The 14,904-nt window shown below is 63.9% G+C and carries 13 protein-coding genes and 1 pseudogene; 7 read left to right on the forward strand and 7 right to left on the reverse strand.

Going from position 1 to position 14,904, the window contains the following annotated elements:
* The first annotated feature begins 18 nt into the window (after window positions 1-18).
* Window positions 19-1,425, forward strand: a complete 1,407-nt coding sequence (locus AC1DKQ_RS20975) for an FAD-binding oxidoreductase (protein WP_476920094.1) — start codon at window positions 19-21, stop codon at window positions 1,423-1,425.
* A 415-nt stretch (window positions 1,426-1,840) separates the two neighbouring features.
* Here AC1DKQ_RS20975 and AC1DKQ_RS20980 read toward each other — a convergent pair whose 3' ends face one another.
* The 5 genes from AC1DKQ_RS20980 to AC1DKQ_RS21000 all read right to left on the reverse strand — a co-directional run bounded on the left by AC1DKQ_RS20980 (window position 1,841) and on the right by AC1DKQ_RS21000 (window position 6,858).
* Window positions 1,841-2,161 carry a hypothetical protein gene (locus tag AC1DKQ_RS20980; protein WP_476883449.1) on the reverse strand — a complete coding sequence of 107 codons (321 nt, stop codon included), beginning with the start codon at window positions 2,159-2,161 and terminating at the stop codon, window positions 1,841-1,843.
* 166 nt (window positions 2,162-2,327) lie between these two features.
* On the reverse strand, window positions 2,328-3,296 hold the full coding sequence (locus AC1DKQ_RS20985) for a diacylglycerol/lipid kinase family protein (RefSeq protein ID WP_476883448.1): 969 nt from the start codon (window positions 3,294-3,296) through the stop codon (window positions 2,328-2,330).
* A 341-nt stretch (window positions 3,297-3,637) separates the two neighbouring features.
* Window positions 3,638-4,036: a DUF1003 domain-containing protein gene (locus AC1DKQ_RS20990; RefSeq protein WP_476883447.1), complete on the reverse strand. Its 399-nt coding sequence runs from the start codon at window positions 4,034-4,036 to the stop codon at window positions 3,638-3,640.
* A 589-nt stretch (window positions 4,037-4,625) separates the two neighbouring features.
* The gene (locus AC1DKQ_RS20995) at window positions 4,626-5,300 is read right to left on the reverse strand and encodes a response regulator (RefSeq protein ID WP_476883446.1); all 675 of its coding nucleotides are present in this window, start codon (window positions 5,298-5,300) and stop codon (window positions 4,626-4,628) included.
* Window positions 5,293-6,858, reverse strand: coding sequence for a sensor histidine kinase (locus tag AC1DKQ_RS21000; RefSeq protein ID WP_476920095.1), 1,566 nt, complete (start codon window positions 6,856-6,858; stop codon window positions 5,293-5,295). Before AC1DKQ_RS21000 ends, AC1DKQ_RS20995 begins: the two co-directional genes overlap by 8 nt.
* Window positions 6,859-6,997: 139 nt before the next feature.
* On the opposite strand from AC1DKQ_RS21000, the gene AC1DKQ_RS21005 reads away from it, so the two are divergent.
* The 5 genes from AC1DKQ_RS21005 to AC1DKQ_RS21025 all read left to right on the forward strand — a co-directional run bounded on the left by AC1DKQ_RS21005 (window position 6,998) and on the right by AC1DKQ_RS21025 (window position 11,260).
* Window positions 6,998-7,984, forward strand: a complete 987-nt coding sequence (locus AC1DKQ_RS21005) for a Bug family tripartite tricarboxylate transporter substrate binding protein (RefSeq protein ID WP_476920096.1) — start codon at window positions 6,998-7,000, stop codon at window positions 7,982-7,984.
* Window positions 7,985-8,062: 78 nt separating this feature from the next.
* Window positions 8,063-8,827, forward strand: a complete 765-nt coding sequence (locus tag AC1DKQ_RS21010) for an amino acid ABC transporter ATP-binding protein (protein ID WP_390205315.1) — start codon at window positions 8,063-8,065, stop codon at window positions 8,825-8,827.
* Between the two features lie 55 nt (window positions 8,828-8,882).
* A complete protein-coding gene (locus tag AC1DKQ_RS21015) occupies window positions 8,883-9,746 on the forward strand; it encodes a glutamate ABC transporter substrate-binding protein (RefSeq protein ID WP_476883443.1) in 864 nt (287 codons plus the stop codon).
* Between the two features lie 9 nt (window positions 9,747-9,755).
* Window positions 9,756-10,400: an amino acid ABC transporter permease gene (locus AC1DKQ_RS21020; RefSeq protein WP_476920097.1), complete on the forward strand. Its 645-nt coding sequence runs from the start codon at window positions 9,756-9,758 to the stop codon at window positions 10,398-10,400.
* Entirely contained in the window at window positions 10,397-11,260 is an 864-nt protein-coding gene (locus AC1DKQ_RS21025; RefSeq protein ID WP_476883441.1) for an amino acid ABC transporter permease, read from the forward strand. Before AC1DKQ_RS21020 ends, AC1DKQ_RS21025 begins: the two co-directional genes overlap by 4 nt.
* 308 nt (window positions 11,261-11,568) lie before the next feature.
* On the opposite strand, the gene acs is transcribed toward AC1DKQ_RS21025, so the two are convergent.
* Together acs and AC1DKQ_RS21035 are read right to left on the reverse strand one after the other, a co-directional pair.
* Window positions 11,569-13,548, reverse strand: a complete 1,980-nt coding sequence (acs, locus tag AC1DKQ_RS21030) for an acetate--CoA ligase (RefSeq protein ID WP_476883440.1) — start codon at window positions 13,546-13,548, stop codon at window positions 11,569-11,571.
* Between the two features lie 6 nt (window positions 13,549-13,554).
* On the reverse strand, window positions 13,555-14,139 hold the full coding sequence (locus tag AC1DKQ_RS21035) for an acetate uptake transporter (RefSeq protein ID WP_476920098.1): 585 nt from the start codon (window positions 14,137-14,139) through the stop codon (window positions 13,555-13,557).
* Between the two features lie 354 nt (window positions 14,140-14,493).
* Between AC1DKQ_RS21035 and AC1DKQ_RS21040 the strand changes: the two are divergent.
* Window positions 14,494-14,904: pseudogene (locus tag AC1DKQ_RS21040) on the forward strand (hypothetical protein); the annotation flags it as partial.

Raw genomic sequence — 14,904 nt, forward strand, 5'->3', positions numbered from 1 at the left:
AATCAGGAGGAACGCATCGTGACAACGACGCAGACTAGGCCGACCCGCATCGGCGAGGCCACCATAGCCGAGTTCGCCGCCGGCCTGCGCGGCACGGTCGTCCGGCCAGGGGACGCCGACTACGACCACGAACGCAGCATCTGGAACGGGGCCCACGACCGCCGTCCAACGCTCATCGCACGCTGTGCAGGTGTGGCAGATGTGATCCGCACGGTCGATTTCGCGCGCAGCGAGGGGTTGCCGTTGTCGGTTCGCGGTGGTGGCCATTCGATCCCCGGGTTTTCCACGGTAGACGACGGTATCGTGCTGGACCTTTCGCTGATGAAGGGGGTCCAGGTGGATCCTGCCCGCCGCCGGGTGGCGGCACAGGCAGGGTGTACCTGGAGGGACGTGGACGCAGAGACCCAGCAATTCGGGCTTGCGGTGACCGGCGGTCTGGTGTCCTCGACCGGCATCGCCGGCTTCACCACCGGCGGCGGCATCGGCTGGCTCGTGCGCAAGCACGGGCTGGCAAGCGACAACCTGGTCGGGGCCGACGTCGTCACCGCTGACGGGCAGTTTATTCACGCCAGTGCCGACGAGCACCCCGATTTGTTTTGGGGACTGCGCGGCGGCGGCGGCAATTTCGGTGTGGTGACGTCCTTCGACTATCAATTGCACGAAGTGGGGCCCATCGTCCTTTCCGGCCTGGTTTTCTACCCCGCAGAAGAGGCAGAGCAGGTGTTGCGCGGCTATCGGGCGGCATGCGCGGCGGCCCCCGATGAGCTGACCACGCTGGTCAACATGACCACGGCGCCGCCGGTCCCGTTCCTGCCAGAATCAGTGCACGGCAAGCCCGTCATCGCTGTGGGAGGGTGCTGGTCCGGCGATCTCGATGCCGGCGAGGCCGCCACCGCGCCCTTCCGGTCATTGGGCACGGTCATCGCCGATGTGTTTGCGGCCAACCCGTACGCGGGGTGGCAGCAGGCGCTCGATCCGCTGTACCCGCGGGGCGTGCACAACTATTTCCGCTCGGCATTTCTGCGCGCCGCCGACGACGCGTCCGTGCGCGTGCTGCTGGACTCGTTTGCAGCATCGCCCAACGCCATGACGGAAATTCACGTGCACCACCTAGGCGGCGCGGTCGGCCGGGTTCCTGCCGAAGCAACGGCCTTCGCACTCCGCGACCAAGAATTCATCGTCAATGTTATTGCGCGCACGCCGACGGCGGAAGGCTTCGCGGATGTCGTCGAATGGGCCCGAGGCGTGACGTCCGCGCTCGGTCCGGACGTGGCGGCCTACGTGAATTTCACAGGGGAAGCGAATACGACGCTCGTCCGGGCGTCGTACCCGGCGGATACATACCGGCGGCTCGTGGAACTGAAGAACGAATACGACCCCACCAATCTCTTCCGGTTGAACCAGAACATCGCGCCCACGGTGTGACAGCACTGCCTGCGTGAGTTGAGGCAGGAAGATCCCCGGGTTTCCGGGGATCTGCCTGCGTGGGAAGCAGGCAAGGAGCGAGCCACAAAGCAGCAACGGCAGTAACTCACTCCGGTGTGGACACCGTACAGCACCCCGATTGGCCGGACAAACGAGAACCAGCCCTCCCCCAAGCCACCGGTAAACAAAGATTCCGGAAAAGAGATCTTCAAAAAATCCCCGGAACATGGAACTCGAGAGCCGACAAGCACGCTACGTCGCACCTGTCGGCGCTAAAGACGACTGGGCGAAAGTAACCAGGTGAAAATGCACACCGCCGGGGACAGGAAAACCCCTGAGCCTCGTCCTTTCCTCATTGGCCCACCCACCCTAGCCAGAACGAACAGGACCACGGTCCAGCCCGACTGCCGTCCCCTCACATACTGTCGGCGTCCTTTCGAGCCAACACGGCGTCGAGCACCCTGTACTCGGCCTCCTCTACCGCCCAACAGGCGTACGCGATCGCGAACTTGGCGTCTTCCTCGGCGTCGTCTGCATATCGCTGCGCGGCCTTGAGGTCGTGCTCTGCTCTCGAGGACTCAATGTCGCGCCGGACCGACGCGATCTGGTCGTCCCAGCTGGTCTGCACGTCGTTCCACCACGCGGCGACCTTTCCCTGGTTCGCCTCGGCGGCCTCGCGCAGCTGATCCGTGCCCTTCTGCAAAGAGTCCCCCGCGCCCTTTACGTCCTGCTGCAACTTTGCCTGCGCATCCGTTCAGGGCCGAAAGTCCTTTTGACCGTGCTTGCACGGCCCGTTGACAGCCTCGGTCTCCCGCGGGCCTTGCTGTGAGCCATAGACGCGACACCTTATGTGCTCCACCAGGGCCTTGGCGCAGTCACGACAGTCGACGCTGGCACCCACGTTAATGCGGGGTGGTACGCGGCCGCGGCGGCCGTAGCTCCAACCAACGGCCGAGCCAGCTGCGCAGTAAGTCCCGAAGAGTCGAGCGGGCCGGGAGCGGGCGGGCCGCCGGTGAGAGCCGGGTCTCTCGGGGAAGGCGGATCCGCAGCGCGCCCGGCCGAATGGTGAACCGCAGTGGGGCGGCGATACGGAGTGCCTCCCCGTCCATTCCGACGTCGATCGGCCCACCCGAATCCACCTCAAACGTCGAGGGCTCCCAGGCGACGGAGCCGGGAAACGTCTCCGGGTGCCTGCTGGCCGCGGCCAACTGGCGCCGTGCTTCTGCTGGATCGTCCGGGAGCTTGAGGGCGATCACCCCGAGGTGGCCGCCGTCGAGTCGCGGCCGATTGGCGAGGGTAGCGGGCGTGCGGCCATACGGGTTGTTCGAGACCTGGACGACGTGCGCGCCGGTGTACCGCTCCCCCGCCGGACCGGTGAAGCGCAGGTCGAAGGGTCGGCTCCCAGGCCCCAGCATGGTCGGCAGCATGCTCAGGGTGGTGTCCGCCTTTTCATTTCGGTATTCGGGAGAGCGGACGATCTGCGCGTACAGCCCGAGCGAGACGTTGTTGACGAACACCCGGCCGTTGACCTGCCCGAGGTCGATGCGACGTTCCACCGCCACTCCGAAGGCCTCGAGCGCCCCGATAACATCGCCGCGGTCGAGACCGAGATCCATGGCTAGGTGGTTGAAGGTGCCGGCGGGCACCACGACCATGGGCACAGCGTGCCGGGCGGCCACGTCCGCGACCAACCCAAGCGAGCCGTCCCCGCCTGCCATGCCGAGCACGTCGGCGCCGCGGGCCACTGCGGCCTCGGCCAGTCCGGTCAGGTCCTGCCCCGGTTCCAAAATGAGCACTTCAATGCCGCGGGCCCGGCATTCGTTGACCAAGCCGAGGCGATCGGCCTTGCCGCCGCCGCTGCGGGGGTTCACGATCAAGGCTGGATGGCCCGCCGGCGAAACGGCGCGGCCCGGAGGTTCCGACCGTCGCAGGACGCGGATCCAGCGGATGGCCGCGATGCCCGCCCAGGCGAGCACCGTCCCGGCTATGAAAATCCCGATCCAACCGGTGTCGGATCTGCACGAACGAGGCCCCGCGGCGTTCTGCCGGCTTGGTGGGCACGGTCTGCGCAACGGCGCTGACGGCCGGGTTGACGACGGCGAAGCCGCGTGTGGCATGCCGCCGTGTCGCCCCATCCGCAGCCAACGCACGCCGCGAGCTGCCAGGGGACTCTGGGTAGTCGGGGCGGCGCTCTCCGGGCCATAGACGGCGGTCATCCCTGACCGATCACACGTCTATGCAGCTCCGTCATGAGCTTGTGGGTCTCGCGGGTGAGCTCCGTGTTGTTCTTAAGTTCGGTTTCCTGCTCGAGGAAGTCGTGATCAGCCTTTTCCTGCTGGAAGGCGGATGCCCTGTTCTGCCCAATCATGATGAAGGTCGACAAGAAGATCGACTCCAGCGAAACGACGAGGGTCAGCGTCGGCCACGGGCTCTTCTCGACGAACAGCATCCACCCGGCGAAGACGACCACATGGACGTAAACGAAAGGCATCGATCCGGCAAAGCCGGTGATTGCATCGGCGATCCTTAGTTGCGGGTGCTCGGCACGCTTCTCCCGGAACCTCGTCACGACGGGGTGTTCGCGCAGTGGCGGCGGGTGGAGTCGGGGCATTGCTCTCCTCGGAAGTTGCGGCGGACGAGCCACGCTACAATCGGGGTCAGTCACTGCACTACGGCGTCGACGGCCGGGTCCCGGGATGCTCCGCCGCCTGGAGGCGGCCGAGGACGCCCAGCCACCTCCAACAGCTGCTAGAGCACCTTGGAGGGACGCGGTCTCTCACCTCAAGTCTTGACCGTCCGAACACGAACAATAGGGGCTAAGGTCCCGAGACGTCCTAAACGCTGGGTTGTTGCTTCGACTGGGAGCCCTCAAACGGGGGCGCCGACGGCCGTGTGGCGGCTTTCGTCGTCGACGACAATCATGATTTCGGCCAGCACATCGACGCTTACACATTCATTGCACCGGCGGTAGAATTCGTTCATCGTTCTCAGCCCAGCCGAGGCAGTTCTGCGCCTCAACTTAACGGATAGTCACTTGACCGCCCGTTCCCGTCTTGGGCCGCCACCGTTTCCCATCACGGGCAGGGCAGGCCTTCGACGACGAAGATCACTGACTGGGCATCGGATCGGCCGGCGGGACGTCTCGCTGTAGGTGCATACCCGCATCGATAGCGGCCGATATGTTCTGCTCCAATCACCGCTCAGTGACGCCGGTATTTTCTCTCCGGGCGTCCTGCGCGGCCGTACTCCAGACGGACGGCAGCCTGACCCGTTTCGACAAAATATTCGAGATAGCGTCTTACGCTTACGCGAGAGAGCCCGGTAGTGTCCGCGCAGTCGGAGGCGGAAATTTCGCCACCACCCTCGAGCGACGCCGCGACGAGCGTGGCCGTTTCGGTGCTCAAACCCTTAGGCAGGCGGTGGATGACCTCGGCCAATGGCCGGGCTGAATATCCGAAGATCTTGTTGATGTCTTCCTGACCCGTCGCTTTGGCCCGGTTTAACGCATCGTGGCGTTCCTGGAATCGTCGAAGCTGGGCGGCCAGGTCTTCATATTCGAAGGGTTTGACGATGTAGTGGGCTGCGCCGCCTTCGAGGGCATCGCGGACACTGTGAGCTTCCGTGGCAGCGGTGATGATGATGACGCCGACGGGCACCCGTGCCGCGCGGAGCTCGCGGAGCAGGTCAAGGCCGCTGATGTCGGGCAGGTGCACGTCGAGGAGCACCAGGTCCGGGCGAAGCTCCTGGACAGCTTCCCGTGCGTCCTTGCCGGTGGATGCGGTTCCAACAACACGGAAGCCAGGAGTCTGCTCAACGAATCGGGTGTGTATCCGGGCCACCATGAAGTCGTCCTCGACGACGAGAACGTCAATCATGGACCACGGTGGCGTAGGGAAGCGTGGCTTCGAAGACGGCCCCGGCGTCGTTGTGGACCGCAACGGAGCCGTGCCGTTTGGAACATACGAGGCGGACCAGGGCCAGGCCCACGCCACGCCCGGACGCCGGTGCCGGTTTGGTGCTGAACCCGCGGGTGAAGATGCGCTGCTCGAGATCCTCGGGCACCCCAGGTCCCGGGTCACTAACTCGGATGGTGATCATTGAATCATTGTCGCTGACGTCGACGAGGACCGTGACGTCGGTAAGGCCGGCGATGGCATCGACCGCGTTGTCGATGAAGTTCCCTAGGACGGTGATGGCGTCGGCTGCCAGAGAGGGCTCCAGCGGACCGAGACATGATTCGCCGGAAAGTCGAAGTTCGATGCCGGATTCGGCGGCGAGGCTTGTTTTGGCCACGAGCAGTGCGGCGACGGAGGGGTCCTTGATGCGCTGGGCTATTTCGTCGTTTATCTCCGCGCGGCGCCGGGTCAGAGTCCCGATAAAGGTCCTTACTTCCGCAAATTCGCCCAGCTGGACCAGACCCGACACGGTATGGAGCTGGTTTAGGAACTCGTGCGTCTGGGCGCGGAGCGTTTCAGTGATGCTCTGGTTCGCTGCGAGCCGGCTTTCCAATTCGGCCAGTTCGGTCCGGTCACGCAGGGTAGTGACAGTTCCCATCGGGCGGCCGCGGCTTCCGACCGTGCGTCGGTTGAGCACGAGGAGTCGCGATCCGCTAACAGCCATCGTTTCCTCACCGTTCGTGGTCTCGAGCAGCAGGCCTTGGAGGTGCCCGTCCAGCGGCAACTCCTTGACGGGCGTCCCGGCGGCGTCGGGCGGGAGTCCCAGCAAGTCGGTCGCAGTCTGGTTCAGCAGGGTGATTTTGCCGTCCAGTCCGACGCCGATCACGCCTTCGCGGATGCTGTAGAGGAGCGCTTCACGGTTGTCTGCCAGTTCGGCGATCTCGTCCGGCTCCAGCCCTCTGGTGCGTCTGCGGATGAGACGTGACAAGAGCCAGGAGCCGGCAAGGCCCAGCGCGGCTCCCATCCCGAGGAAGAGCATAAGATCCGGCACGGCTGCGGCCAGTGCGCTGCCGTAGGGAGGGTATTCGTCGGCCACCAGGGCGACACCGTTGACGGTTCCGTCTGCTTGAAGGACCGGGACCCGGGCCCCAATGGTCTGCCGGCCGCCCAGCGTCAGGTCGCCGGTCCACGACCGTCCAAGAGGTGACCGGTCCGCGGCCAGGTCCAAAGTGTCCCCCACTGTTTGCGGATCCGAGGACGCAATGACGGTCCCCCTCGCGTCGGTCACGGCGACCACCGACGCACCAGAGAGGGCACGGGACTTGTCCACGTCCGGCGCCAGCATGATGGAGGCCTGAGGCGCAGTGATATCGTCCCGGACCAGCGGCGTCGACGCCAGATTTTCTGCGATCGCCAACATCCTCTGCCCGCGGACTTCGACGAACTCCGCCCGTGACTGAGTCACCGAGACCATCGTGACCGCCAGCAGAACGGCGGAAATCACGCCAAGCTGCAGAAGCAGAAACTGCCCCGACAAGGTGAGGCGCCTACCCGGCAGTGAACGTGACCACAAAGACCACAACCTCCATTGATTCGCTAACAGTGACATCTGACATGACGTGAGTCACTCTTTGATAGTAGCCACGCCATCAAGGCCCGGCGGACACCACAAGGAGGTGAGGAGCAGGATGACCCTGTCCAAGTACGCGAGAGCCGCAGCCGTCGTACTGCTCCTGACTGTGAGTGCCTGTGGATCGGCCGCCCCGGGAGCCGAGTCGGTATCCGACACCCGCATGATGGTCCCGAACAGCCCAGGGGGCGGGTATGACATCACCGCCCGGATCGCGGCCCGCGTCATGGAAGATTCCGGAATCGCGGGGCATATCGAAATTTTCAACGTCACAGGCGACGGCGGCACCGTTGCCATGGCCCGGCTGACCAATGAGGCAGGAAACCCCAGCCTCATGATGATGATGGGACTGGGTGTTGTCGGCTCCGGCTACGCAACCGGCTCCAAAATCAGCGTCTCAGACGCCACGCCAGTAGCCAAAATGCTTGAGGAGCCCGAAGGCATCCTGGTCCGTTCGGACTCACCGTACCGGACGGTCGGGGACCTGGTCGCCGCGTGGAAAGCCTCACCGGCAACCATCACGGTGGGGGGCGGCTCGGCCGTCGGCGGACCGGACCACCTCTTCCCGATGGAGCTGGCACGCACCGCAGGCATCCGGATCAAAGACGTGAAATACCGACCCTATGCCGGCGGAGGTGAGCTCTTGCCGGCGCTGCTGGAGAAGAAGGTCACCTTCGGAACTTCGGGTTTGGCAGAGTATGCGGAGCAGATCGATTCCGGACAGCTGCGGGTGCTGGCTGTCTCGGGCCCTAACCGCCAGGCCCGGATCCAGGCACCCACCCTCCGCGAGTCCGGGATCAACTTAGTCTTCACGAACTGGCGCGGAGTCCTCGCTCCTCCGGGCTTGTCCGAGGCGGACCGGAACAGACTCATCGAGGCGCTAACCCGGCTCCATGATTCCCCGGCCTGGAAACAGGCGCTGTCCGACAACGGCTGGGAGGACGCCTTCACCACCGGCGAATCCTTCCGTACCTTCCTCAGGCAGCAGGAAAAACGGGTGGCAACCACCCTTCGGGAGCTCGGCCTCCCCTAACCGGCCCGCACGGCCTCCCTTTTCAACAGGTTTTCGTTCAGAAGACCTCGTCACCGCAACCCAAGACAGGAATACCCCATGCCCGAAACCGCCTCAATACTGCCTGCGGAAAGCGACGTCGTCGTCGAATTCCGGGCCGTGGAAAAACACTTCGGCAACCTGCACGCTCTGCGCAACATCAACCTCAGCGTCAGGCGTGGAGAAGTCGTCGTCGTCCTCGGCCCCTCCGGCTCCGGCAAATCCACGCTGTGCCGGACCATCAACCGTCTGGAAACCATTGACAGCGGACAGATCCTCGTCGATGGCGCACCGCAGCCGGCCGAAGGGCGGGAACTCTTCAAATTCCGCACCGAAGTCGGCATGGTCTTCCAATCATTCAATCTGTTCTCCAACCGGACCATCCTGGACAACATCACGCTTGCCCCAAGGAAGATCCTGGGCCAGAGCAAAGCCGCAGCCGAACAGCGCGCCCGCGAACTCCTTGACATGGTGGGTATCGGGGCGAAAGCCAATGCTTTCCCCGCGCAGCTCTCCGGCGGACAATCCCAACGAGCCGCCATTGCCAGGGCCCTCGCCATGGACCCCAAAGTAATCCTTTTCGACGAACCCACCTCAGCCCTGGACCCGGAGTCCACCCAGGACGTCCTTGCCACCATGCGACAGCTCGCCGAACGCGGCACAACCATGCTCGTCGTCACCCATGAAATGTCCTTCGCACGGTCCTGCGCAGACCGCATCATCTTCATGGCCGACGGCGCCATCGTCGAAACAGCAGACCCCGAAACCTTCTTCTCCGCCCCCGAGAGCGACCGCGCCCGCAGCTTCCTCTCCTCCGTGCACTAATCCCCCACCCAACCAGCCTCGGCACCGATGCCGACGCCCACCCAAAAGGACAATCATGAAAACCCTCCGTATCCTCGCCTCCGTCGCGATCGCCGCAACCCTCGCCCTCGGCGCCACCGCCTGCGGCAGCTCCCCCTCCCCCGCCAGCGCCCCGACGCAGAGCTTCGCCGCCGGAACGACCATGAGCAAGATCCAGCAGCGCGGCAAAGTCATCGTCGGCGTGAAATTCGATCAGCCCATGTTCGGAGTCAAAAACCCGGTCAGCGGTGAGATGGAGGGCCTGGATATCGAACTGGCAAAGCGCATCGCCAAAGACCTGACCGGCAGCGAGGACAACATTGAATACGTCGAAGCCGTAACGGCCAACCGTGAGGCCTTTCTCCAGCAGAACAAAGTCGACCTGATCCTGGCCTCTTACGCCGTCACCGACGCACGGAAAAAGGTAGTCGCCTTTGCGGGCCCCTATCTGGAAAGCGGCGTATCCATGATGGTCCGCAACGACGAATCATCCATCTCCACCAAAGATGACCTCAATGGCAAACCCGTGTGCACCACCACCGGCGCACGGGCCGCCCAGCTCCTGCCCACCCTGGCCCCCCAAGCAAAACTCACCCTCTTCGGCACCTACAGCGAATGCGCGCAGGCGCTGAAGCAAAAGCGGGTTGACGCCGTGGTCACCAACGAGTCCCTCCTCCTGGGCCTGATCGAGCAGAACAAGGGCGACTTCAAGGTCGTCGGAGACTACCTCGCAACAGAGGAATACGCGATCGGATCCGCCAAGGACGACACCGCGTGGCACGACTACCTCGACGGCTTCCTCAAGAAGATCGCCGACAACGGCGAGTGGAAGAAGGCCTACGACAGCACCATCGGAGCCGTGCGCCCCTCAGAGGTCACCGCTCCGCACATCACTCTGTAGGCCGTCATCATGTCCTTCCTCTCCGGCTATGCCGCCGACTTCACCAGCGGAGTCCTGATAACCCTCGAACTCACTGTGCTGGGCTGGACCGGGGCGTTGGTACTCGGAACCCTGCTGACGGCAATGCGGGTCAGCCCGATCCGCACGCTCAACGTTGCTGCCGCCGCCTACGTCACGGTCTTCCGCAACATTCCGCTGCCGGTTCAAATGGTCCTGTTCGTCTTTGGCCTCCCGCTCCTGGGCATCCAGTACTCTCTTTTTGTATCGGCCGCGATTGTCCTGGTCCTCTACACCGCGCCGTTCGTCAGCGAAACACTCCGGTCCGGCCTCAACACCGTCGCCTCAGGTGAACTGGAAGCCCTCCGTGCCCTCGGGTTCGCCCCGCGGCCCGCCATGCTGCACCTCATCTTGCCCCAGGCCTTCGGGACCGTTGTCCAGCCGCTGGGAAACGTGCTGATCACCATGATCAAAAACACCTCGGTCGCCGCCTTGGTCGGTGTGGCGGACCTGACGTTCGCCACCAACAAAGCCGCCGTCGACCAGGCCCAACCGTTTCTGATCTTCAGCGGAGCGGCAGTCAGCTACCTGCTGATCGGGCTCATCGTCGGCCGGCTCGTGGCCATTATTGACCGAAAGGCGGCGTTCAGCCGATGACTACCAAAACACTTTTCGACACGCCGGGCCCCCGCTCCCGACGCCGCCACACCGTCGTCGAAATCATCTGCGTTGCAGCTCTGGCCCTCGGTGCGTACGAGGTGTATCAGGTGCTCGACGCACACGGGGAATTCAGCGCCGCGGCCTGGAAACCGTTCACGCAATGGGGGCTGTGGGCGCTCCTGGGAGAGGGACTCGCCAACAACCTGCGCGCAGCAGCAGTCGGCATGGCCTTGTCCCTGTTCTTTGGTTCGTTGCTCGCCTTCGGCCTGCTTTCGCGCCGCAAAGCCGTCCGCCTCGCGTGCCGCGTATTTACCGACGTCTTCGCCAGCGTACCGCTGCTTCTGTTGCTCTACTTCACGTCCCTGGTGCTGCCTTCCTACGGGCTGAAACTCTCCGACTTCTGGTTCCTCGTCATCGCCTTGACGCTCTTCAGTAGCGCCGTCGTGGGAGATCTCCTCCGCTCAGGAATAAAGGCCATTCCCTCCGGACAGACCGAGGCCGCTCACGCCCTGGGGTTCTCCGGGATCCGGACCATGCAACTGGTGCTCCTGCCTCAAGCGCTGCGGTCTATGAGCCCGGCCCTCGTGAGCCAGATGGTGATCCTCTTCAAGGGCACCGCCCTGGCCTTCGTGCTCGGCGGCTACCTTGAACTGCTGCGCAGCGCCACCGTGATCGGCACGTACTACAGCCGCTCCCTGCTTCAGGCACAGATCGTCGCGGCACTGGGCTTCATGATCGTCAACATCGCACTCGGACTACTGGCCACAGCCATGGAACGCCGCGAACAGCGACGAAACCTCGCGGCCCCGGCCGCACCTCGCGCCGAAGAGGCACCAGCCGAACTCGCAGCACGGTAGCCAACCCGCAAGTCAGATGTGCCCGGGGACCGCCTTTCTGCGGTCCCCGGGCACATCCGGGCACACGGTCCTCCACCAGCCCGAACCGAACATCCGGCAGCCACGATCTCGAAGGACCAACGAACTCCGGTCCATCCTTGGCCAAGCCACAGTCAGAAAACGCCACACCGGCGACCGCATACAGACTACGTGCTTCCCGCCGCGTGACCGGCCACGAAGGACATGCGGCCCTGGGCCGTAGGGAGGGTTGCAGATCAACTCCGCCGCCGCGTCCCGCTGTCCATCGTTCAACAACACGTGCGTCCCAACTAGTGCAGCCCCCCGGCGCCGCCCGGCATGCCCGCTTTGATTAACTCCATGACTGACGCGTCCGCCAAGGTGGTGACATCCCCGATCGGCCTGTCCTGCGCCACGTCTTTGAGGAGCCGTCGTATGATCTTGCCGGACCGGGTTTTAGGCAGCTCGGCTACCACCATGATCTGCCGGGGCCGGGCGATTTTGCCGATTTCCTTGGCCACATGGTCCCGCAGCTCCTGCACAACCTCCGGTCCGCCGTCACCTGCCTCGCTGCGCAGGATGACGAAGGCGACGATGGCCTGCCCGGTTGTGTCGTCGAGGGCACCCACGACGGCGGCTTCGGCCACCTTCGGATGGGCGACGAGCGCAGATTCGATCTCCGTCGTCGAAAGCCGGTGTCCCGCCACATTCATCACGTCGTCCACCCGGCCCAGAAGCCAGATGTCCCCATCCTCATCCTTCTTCGCGCCGTCCCCTGCAAAGTAGAGCCCCGGGAACCGTGACCAATACGTCTCCACGTACCGGTCGGCGTCTCCCCAGATGGTGCGCAACATGGATGGCCAAGGTTCCCCCAGAACCAGATAGCCGCCGGAGCCGTTGGCAACCGGTGCGCCCGCGTCATTTACGACGTCGGCCACGACCCCTGGCAGTGCCCTCATGGCCGCGCCCGGTTTACCTGCTGTTACGCCCGGGAGCGGACTGATCATGATGGCCCCGGTCTCGGTCTGCCACCAGGTGTCCACAACGGGCGTTTGGTTGTGCCCGATGTTCTCGCGGTACCAGATGTAGGCGGCCGGGTTGATCGGTTCGCCTACGGTGCCGATCAAGCGCAAACTCCTAAGCCTGTACTTTGCCGGTATCTCGGCACCCCATTTCATGAACGTACGGATGGCGGTCGGGGCACAGTAGAGGATCGAGACTTTGTACTTGTCGATGATTTCCCACCAGCGGCCCCTGTGCGGGGTGTCCGGCGTGCCCTCGTACAACACGGAAGTAGCACCATTAGCCAAGGGACCGTACACGATGTAGCTATGCCCGGTAACCCAGCCAATGTCCGCGGCTGTCCAGAAAATATCGGTCTCAGGCTTTAGGTCAAACACCGCCCAGTGGGTATAGGCGCATGCCGTGAGGTAGCCACCAGTGGTGTGCAGGATGCCCTTGGGCTTGCCCGTGGTGCCGGACGTGTACATCACGTACAGGGGATGTTCGGCGTCGAAGGTCTCGGCTTCATGATCGGCGGAAGCCAGCTCAACCGATTCGTGCCACCAAATATCGCGGCCTGGTGTCCAATCGACCTCCTGGCCTGTACGGCGGACCACCAGGACGTTGCGAACGTCCGGGCAGTCCAGCAGGGCCTCGTCGACGGCGGACTTCAACCCGCTGGCGTTGCCGCGGCGGTAGGCGCCGTCGGAGGTGACGACGATCCGCGCGTCGCAGTCGTGGATCCGCGTCCGGAGCGCGTCCGCAGAGAACCCGCCGAACACGACTGTGTGCGGTGCCCCAATTCGGGCGCAGGCCAGCATCGCCACGACGGTCTCCGGAATCATCGGCATATAAATGGCCACCCGGTCTCCGGGCATGACGCCCAGTTCGCTCAGCGTGTTCGCTGCCTGGCAGACCATGTGGGTGAGCTGAGCATAGGTAATCGCTCGAGTGTCCCCCGCTTCACCTTCAAAGTAATAGGCAACCTTGTCTCCGCGGCCGGCAGCTACATGACGGTCAAGACAGTTGTAGGCTGCATTGAGCCTGCCTCCAACGAACCATTTGGCGAATGGCGGATTTGACCAGTCCAAGACCTCACTCCATTTTTGGGACCAGTCCAGCCGCTCCGCCTGCCGCGCCCAAAACGCCAGCCTGTCGCCGGCGGCCTCGTCATAGTCCGACGACGTGGCGTTGGCCTGCGCGGAAAAGCCCGCTTCCGGAGGAAAGCGCCGCTGCTCGTGCAACAGGTTTGCGAGGGCCTCATCCGATTCTGTTGGGTCTGCGGCCATGGCCTGTCACCGTCGCCCCACCGGAAGCACAGTCCGTTTGTAGGTCGAGTTCGCGACCACCGCGAGGGAACAGTACCAGGCAATCAGCGCCGTCACGATGCCCAGCCAGCCGCCCAGCACCGTCAGTCCGGTTGCCCCGGAGAAAGCGCCAAGAAACAGCGCAATGAACGTCAGGGTCAAGAAGACGAAAACGGCAAAGACGCCCATGCTGACGCGCCACGCAGAAATGGTCATGTACGCGGTAAAGATTGCCCAGCCCAGAAGGTACAGGCCGACAGCTTTGCCGGCGTCCGCCGCCGGAAGGCTGCCCGCGCTGAACTGGCTCAAGAACCAGAAGGACAGCCAAAAGGCTCCGTAAGAGCAGAAAGCCGTCGCGCCGAAAACGTTGCGATTCGCAAATTCCCAGATTCCGGCGGCGAACTGCGCCATGCCGCCGTAGAACAGTGCAAGTCCCAGGACTACGGGTTCGACCGCTTTGGGGATCAGGCCGGCATTGATGACACTGAGAACAAACGTGGTCATTGCGAAAGCGCCCAGACCTAAAGCTGCCGGATCGGCAAAGGGTGGGCTGGCGCTCACCTGTGGAGACACAACAGCGTCTTGGGCTGGTACGGGATTTTCAGCCCTGCGACCACTTCCCGCCGGGGCGGTCCCCGCCGCGGAGCTTGATTCGACACTCATGGCACGACTCCTTGGTCAGCACCAGCACCATTGCTGGTGACGAATAACAGGTTACTCCTGAGTGTGCAAGGCCAACATCGGGACTGCATCCGGTTTTACGGGGAACTCCCCCGCGCCGATGACCTCCCCCAGGCCAGGCGCGGGGGTGTTTTTTCATCGTTGGCGATGTATCCTCGAACGGACTTCCCGGGCTTGTGAATATCTGCTCTGGGCTCAGTGCGCGCCCGGACCGGGATGCACGGCAGCTTTGCCTAGACTCGGTGGATGTCTGAGACCGCAAACCTGAAGGATAGCGCCGAACACCGCTGGCCGGCCGTAGTCGGGTTGCTCATCGCGCTGGGCCTCTATGCCGCTCTTCCCAGCGCCTTCCTGCCGGCCATCCGCTACACGGTGGTGGGAATCGGACTCGTGATGCTGATTCCCCTGCTGATCCTCAACCCCCGCCGCTTGCGCAAAGAGACGCGCTGGTCCAAACGATTAGCCACGGGCCAGGCACTCCTCCTCGTCGCCGCCAACGGCGTCGCCTTGGTGCAGCTCATCATTCTGCTGACCGACTCCGGCAGCGGCGACGGGCGCACGCTCCTTCTGGCAGCACTGCAGATCTGGGTAACAAACGTCATCGCGTTCGCCCTGGTCTTCTGGGAACTGGACCGCGGCGGACCGGTCGCACGGCGG

The organism is Arthrobacter sp. 05L421, assembly GCF_056397785.1.

Excerpts from the sequence above, each read along its gene's own strand:
- AC1DKQ_RS20990 (WP_476883447.1), bottom strand. The coding sequence starts at position 4,036 with ATGCCCCGACTCCACCCGCCGCCACTGCGCGAACACCCCGTCGTGACG.
- AC1DKQ_RS20995 (WP_476883446.1), bottom strand. The coding sequence starts at position 5,300 with ATGATTGACGTTCTCGTCGTCGAGGACGACTTCATGGTGGCCCGGATA.
- AC1DKQ_RS21010 (WP_390205315.1), top strand. The coding sequence starts at position 8,063 with ATGCCCGAAACCGCCTCAATACTGCCTGCGGAAAGCGACGTCGTCGTC.
- AC1DKQ_RS21015 (WP_476883443.1), top strand. The coding sequence starts at position 8,883 with ATGAAAACCCTCCGTATCCTCGCCTCCGTCGCGATCGCCGCAACCCTC.
- AC1DKQ_RS21020 (WP_476920097.1), top strand. The coding sequence starts at position 9,756 with ATGTCCTTCCTCTCCGGCTATGCCGCCGACTTCACCAGCGGAGTCCTG.
- AC1DKQ_RS21025 (WP_476883441.1), top strand. The coding sequence starts at position 10,397 with ATGACTACCAAAACACTTTTCGACACGCCGGGCCCCCGCTCCCGACGC.
- acs (WP_476883440.1), bottom strand. The coding sequence starts at position 13,548 with ATGGCCGCAGACCCAACAGAATCGGATGAGGCCCTCGCAAACCTGTTG.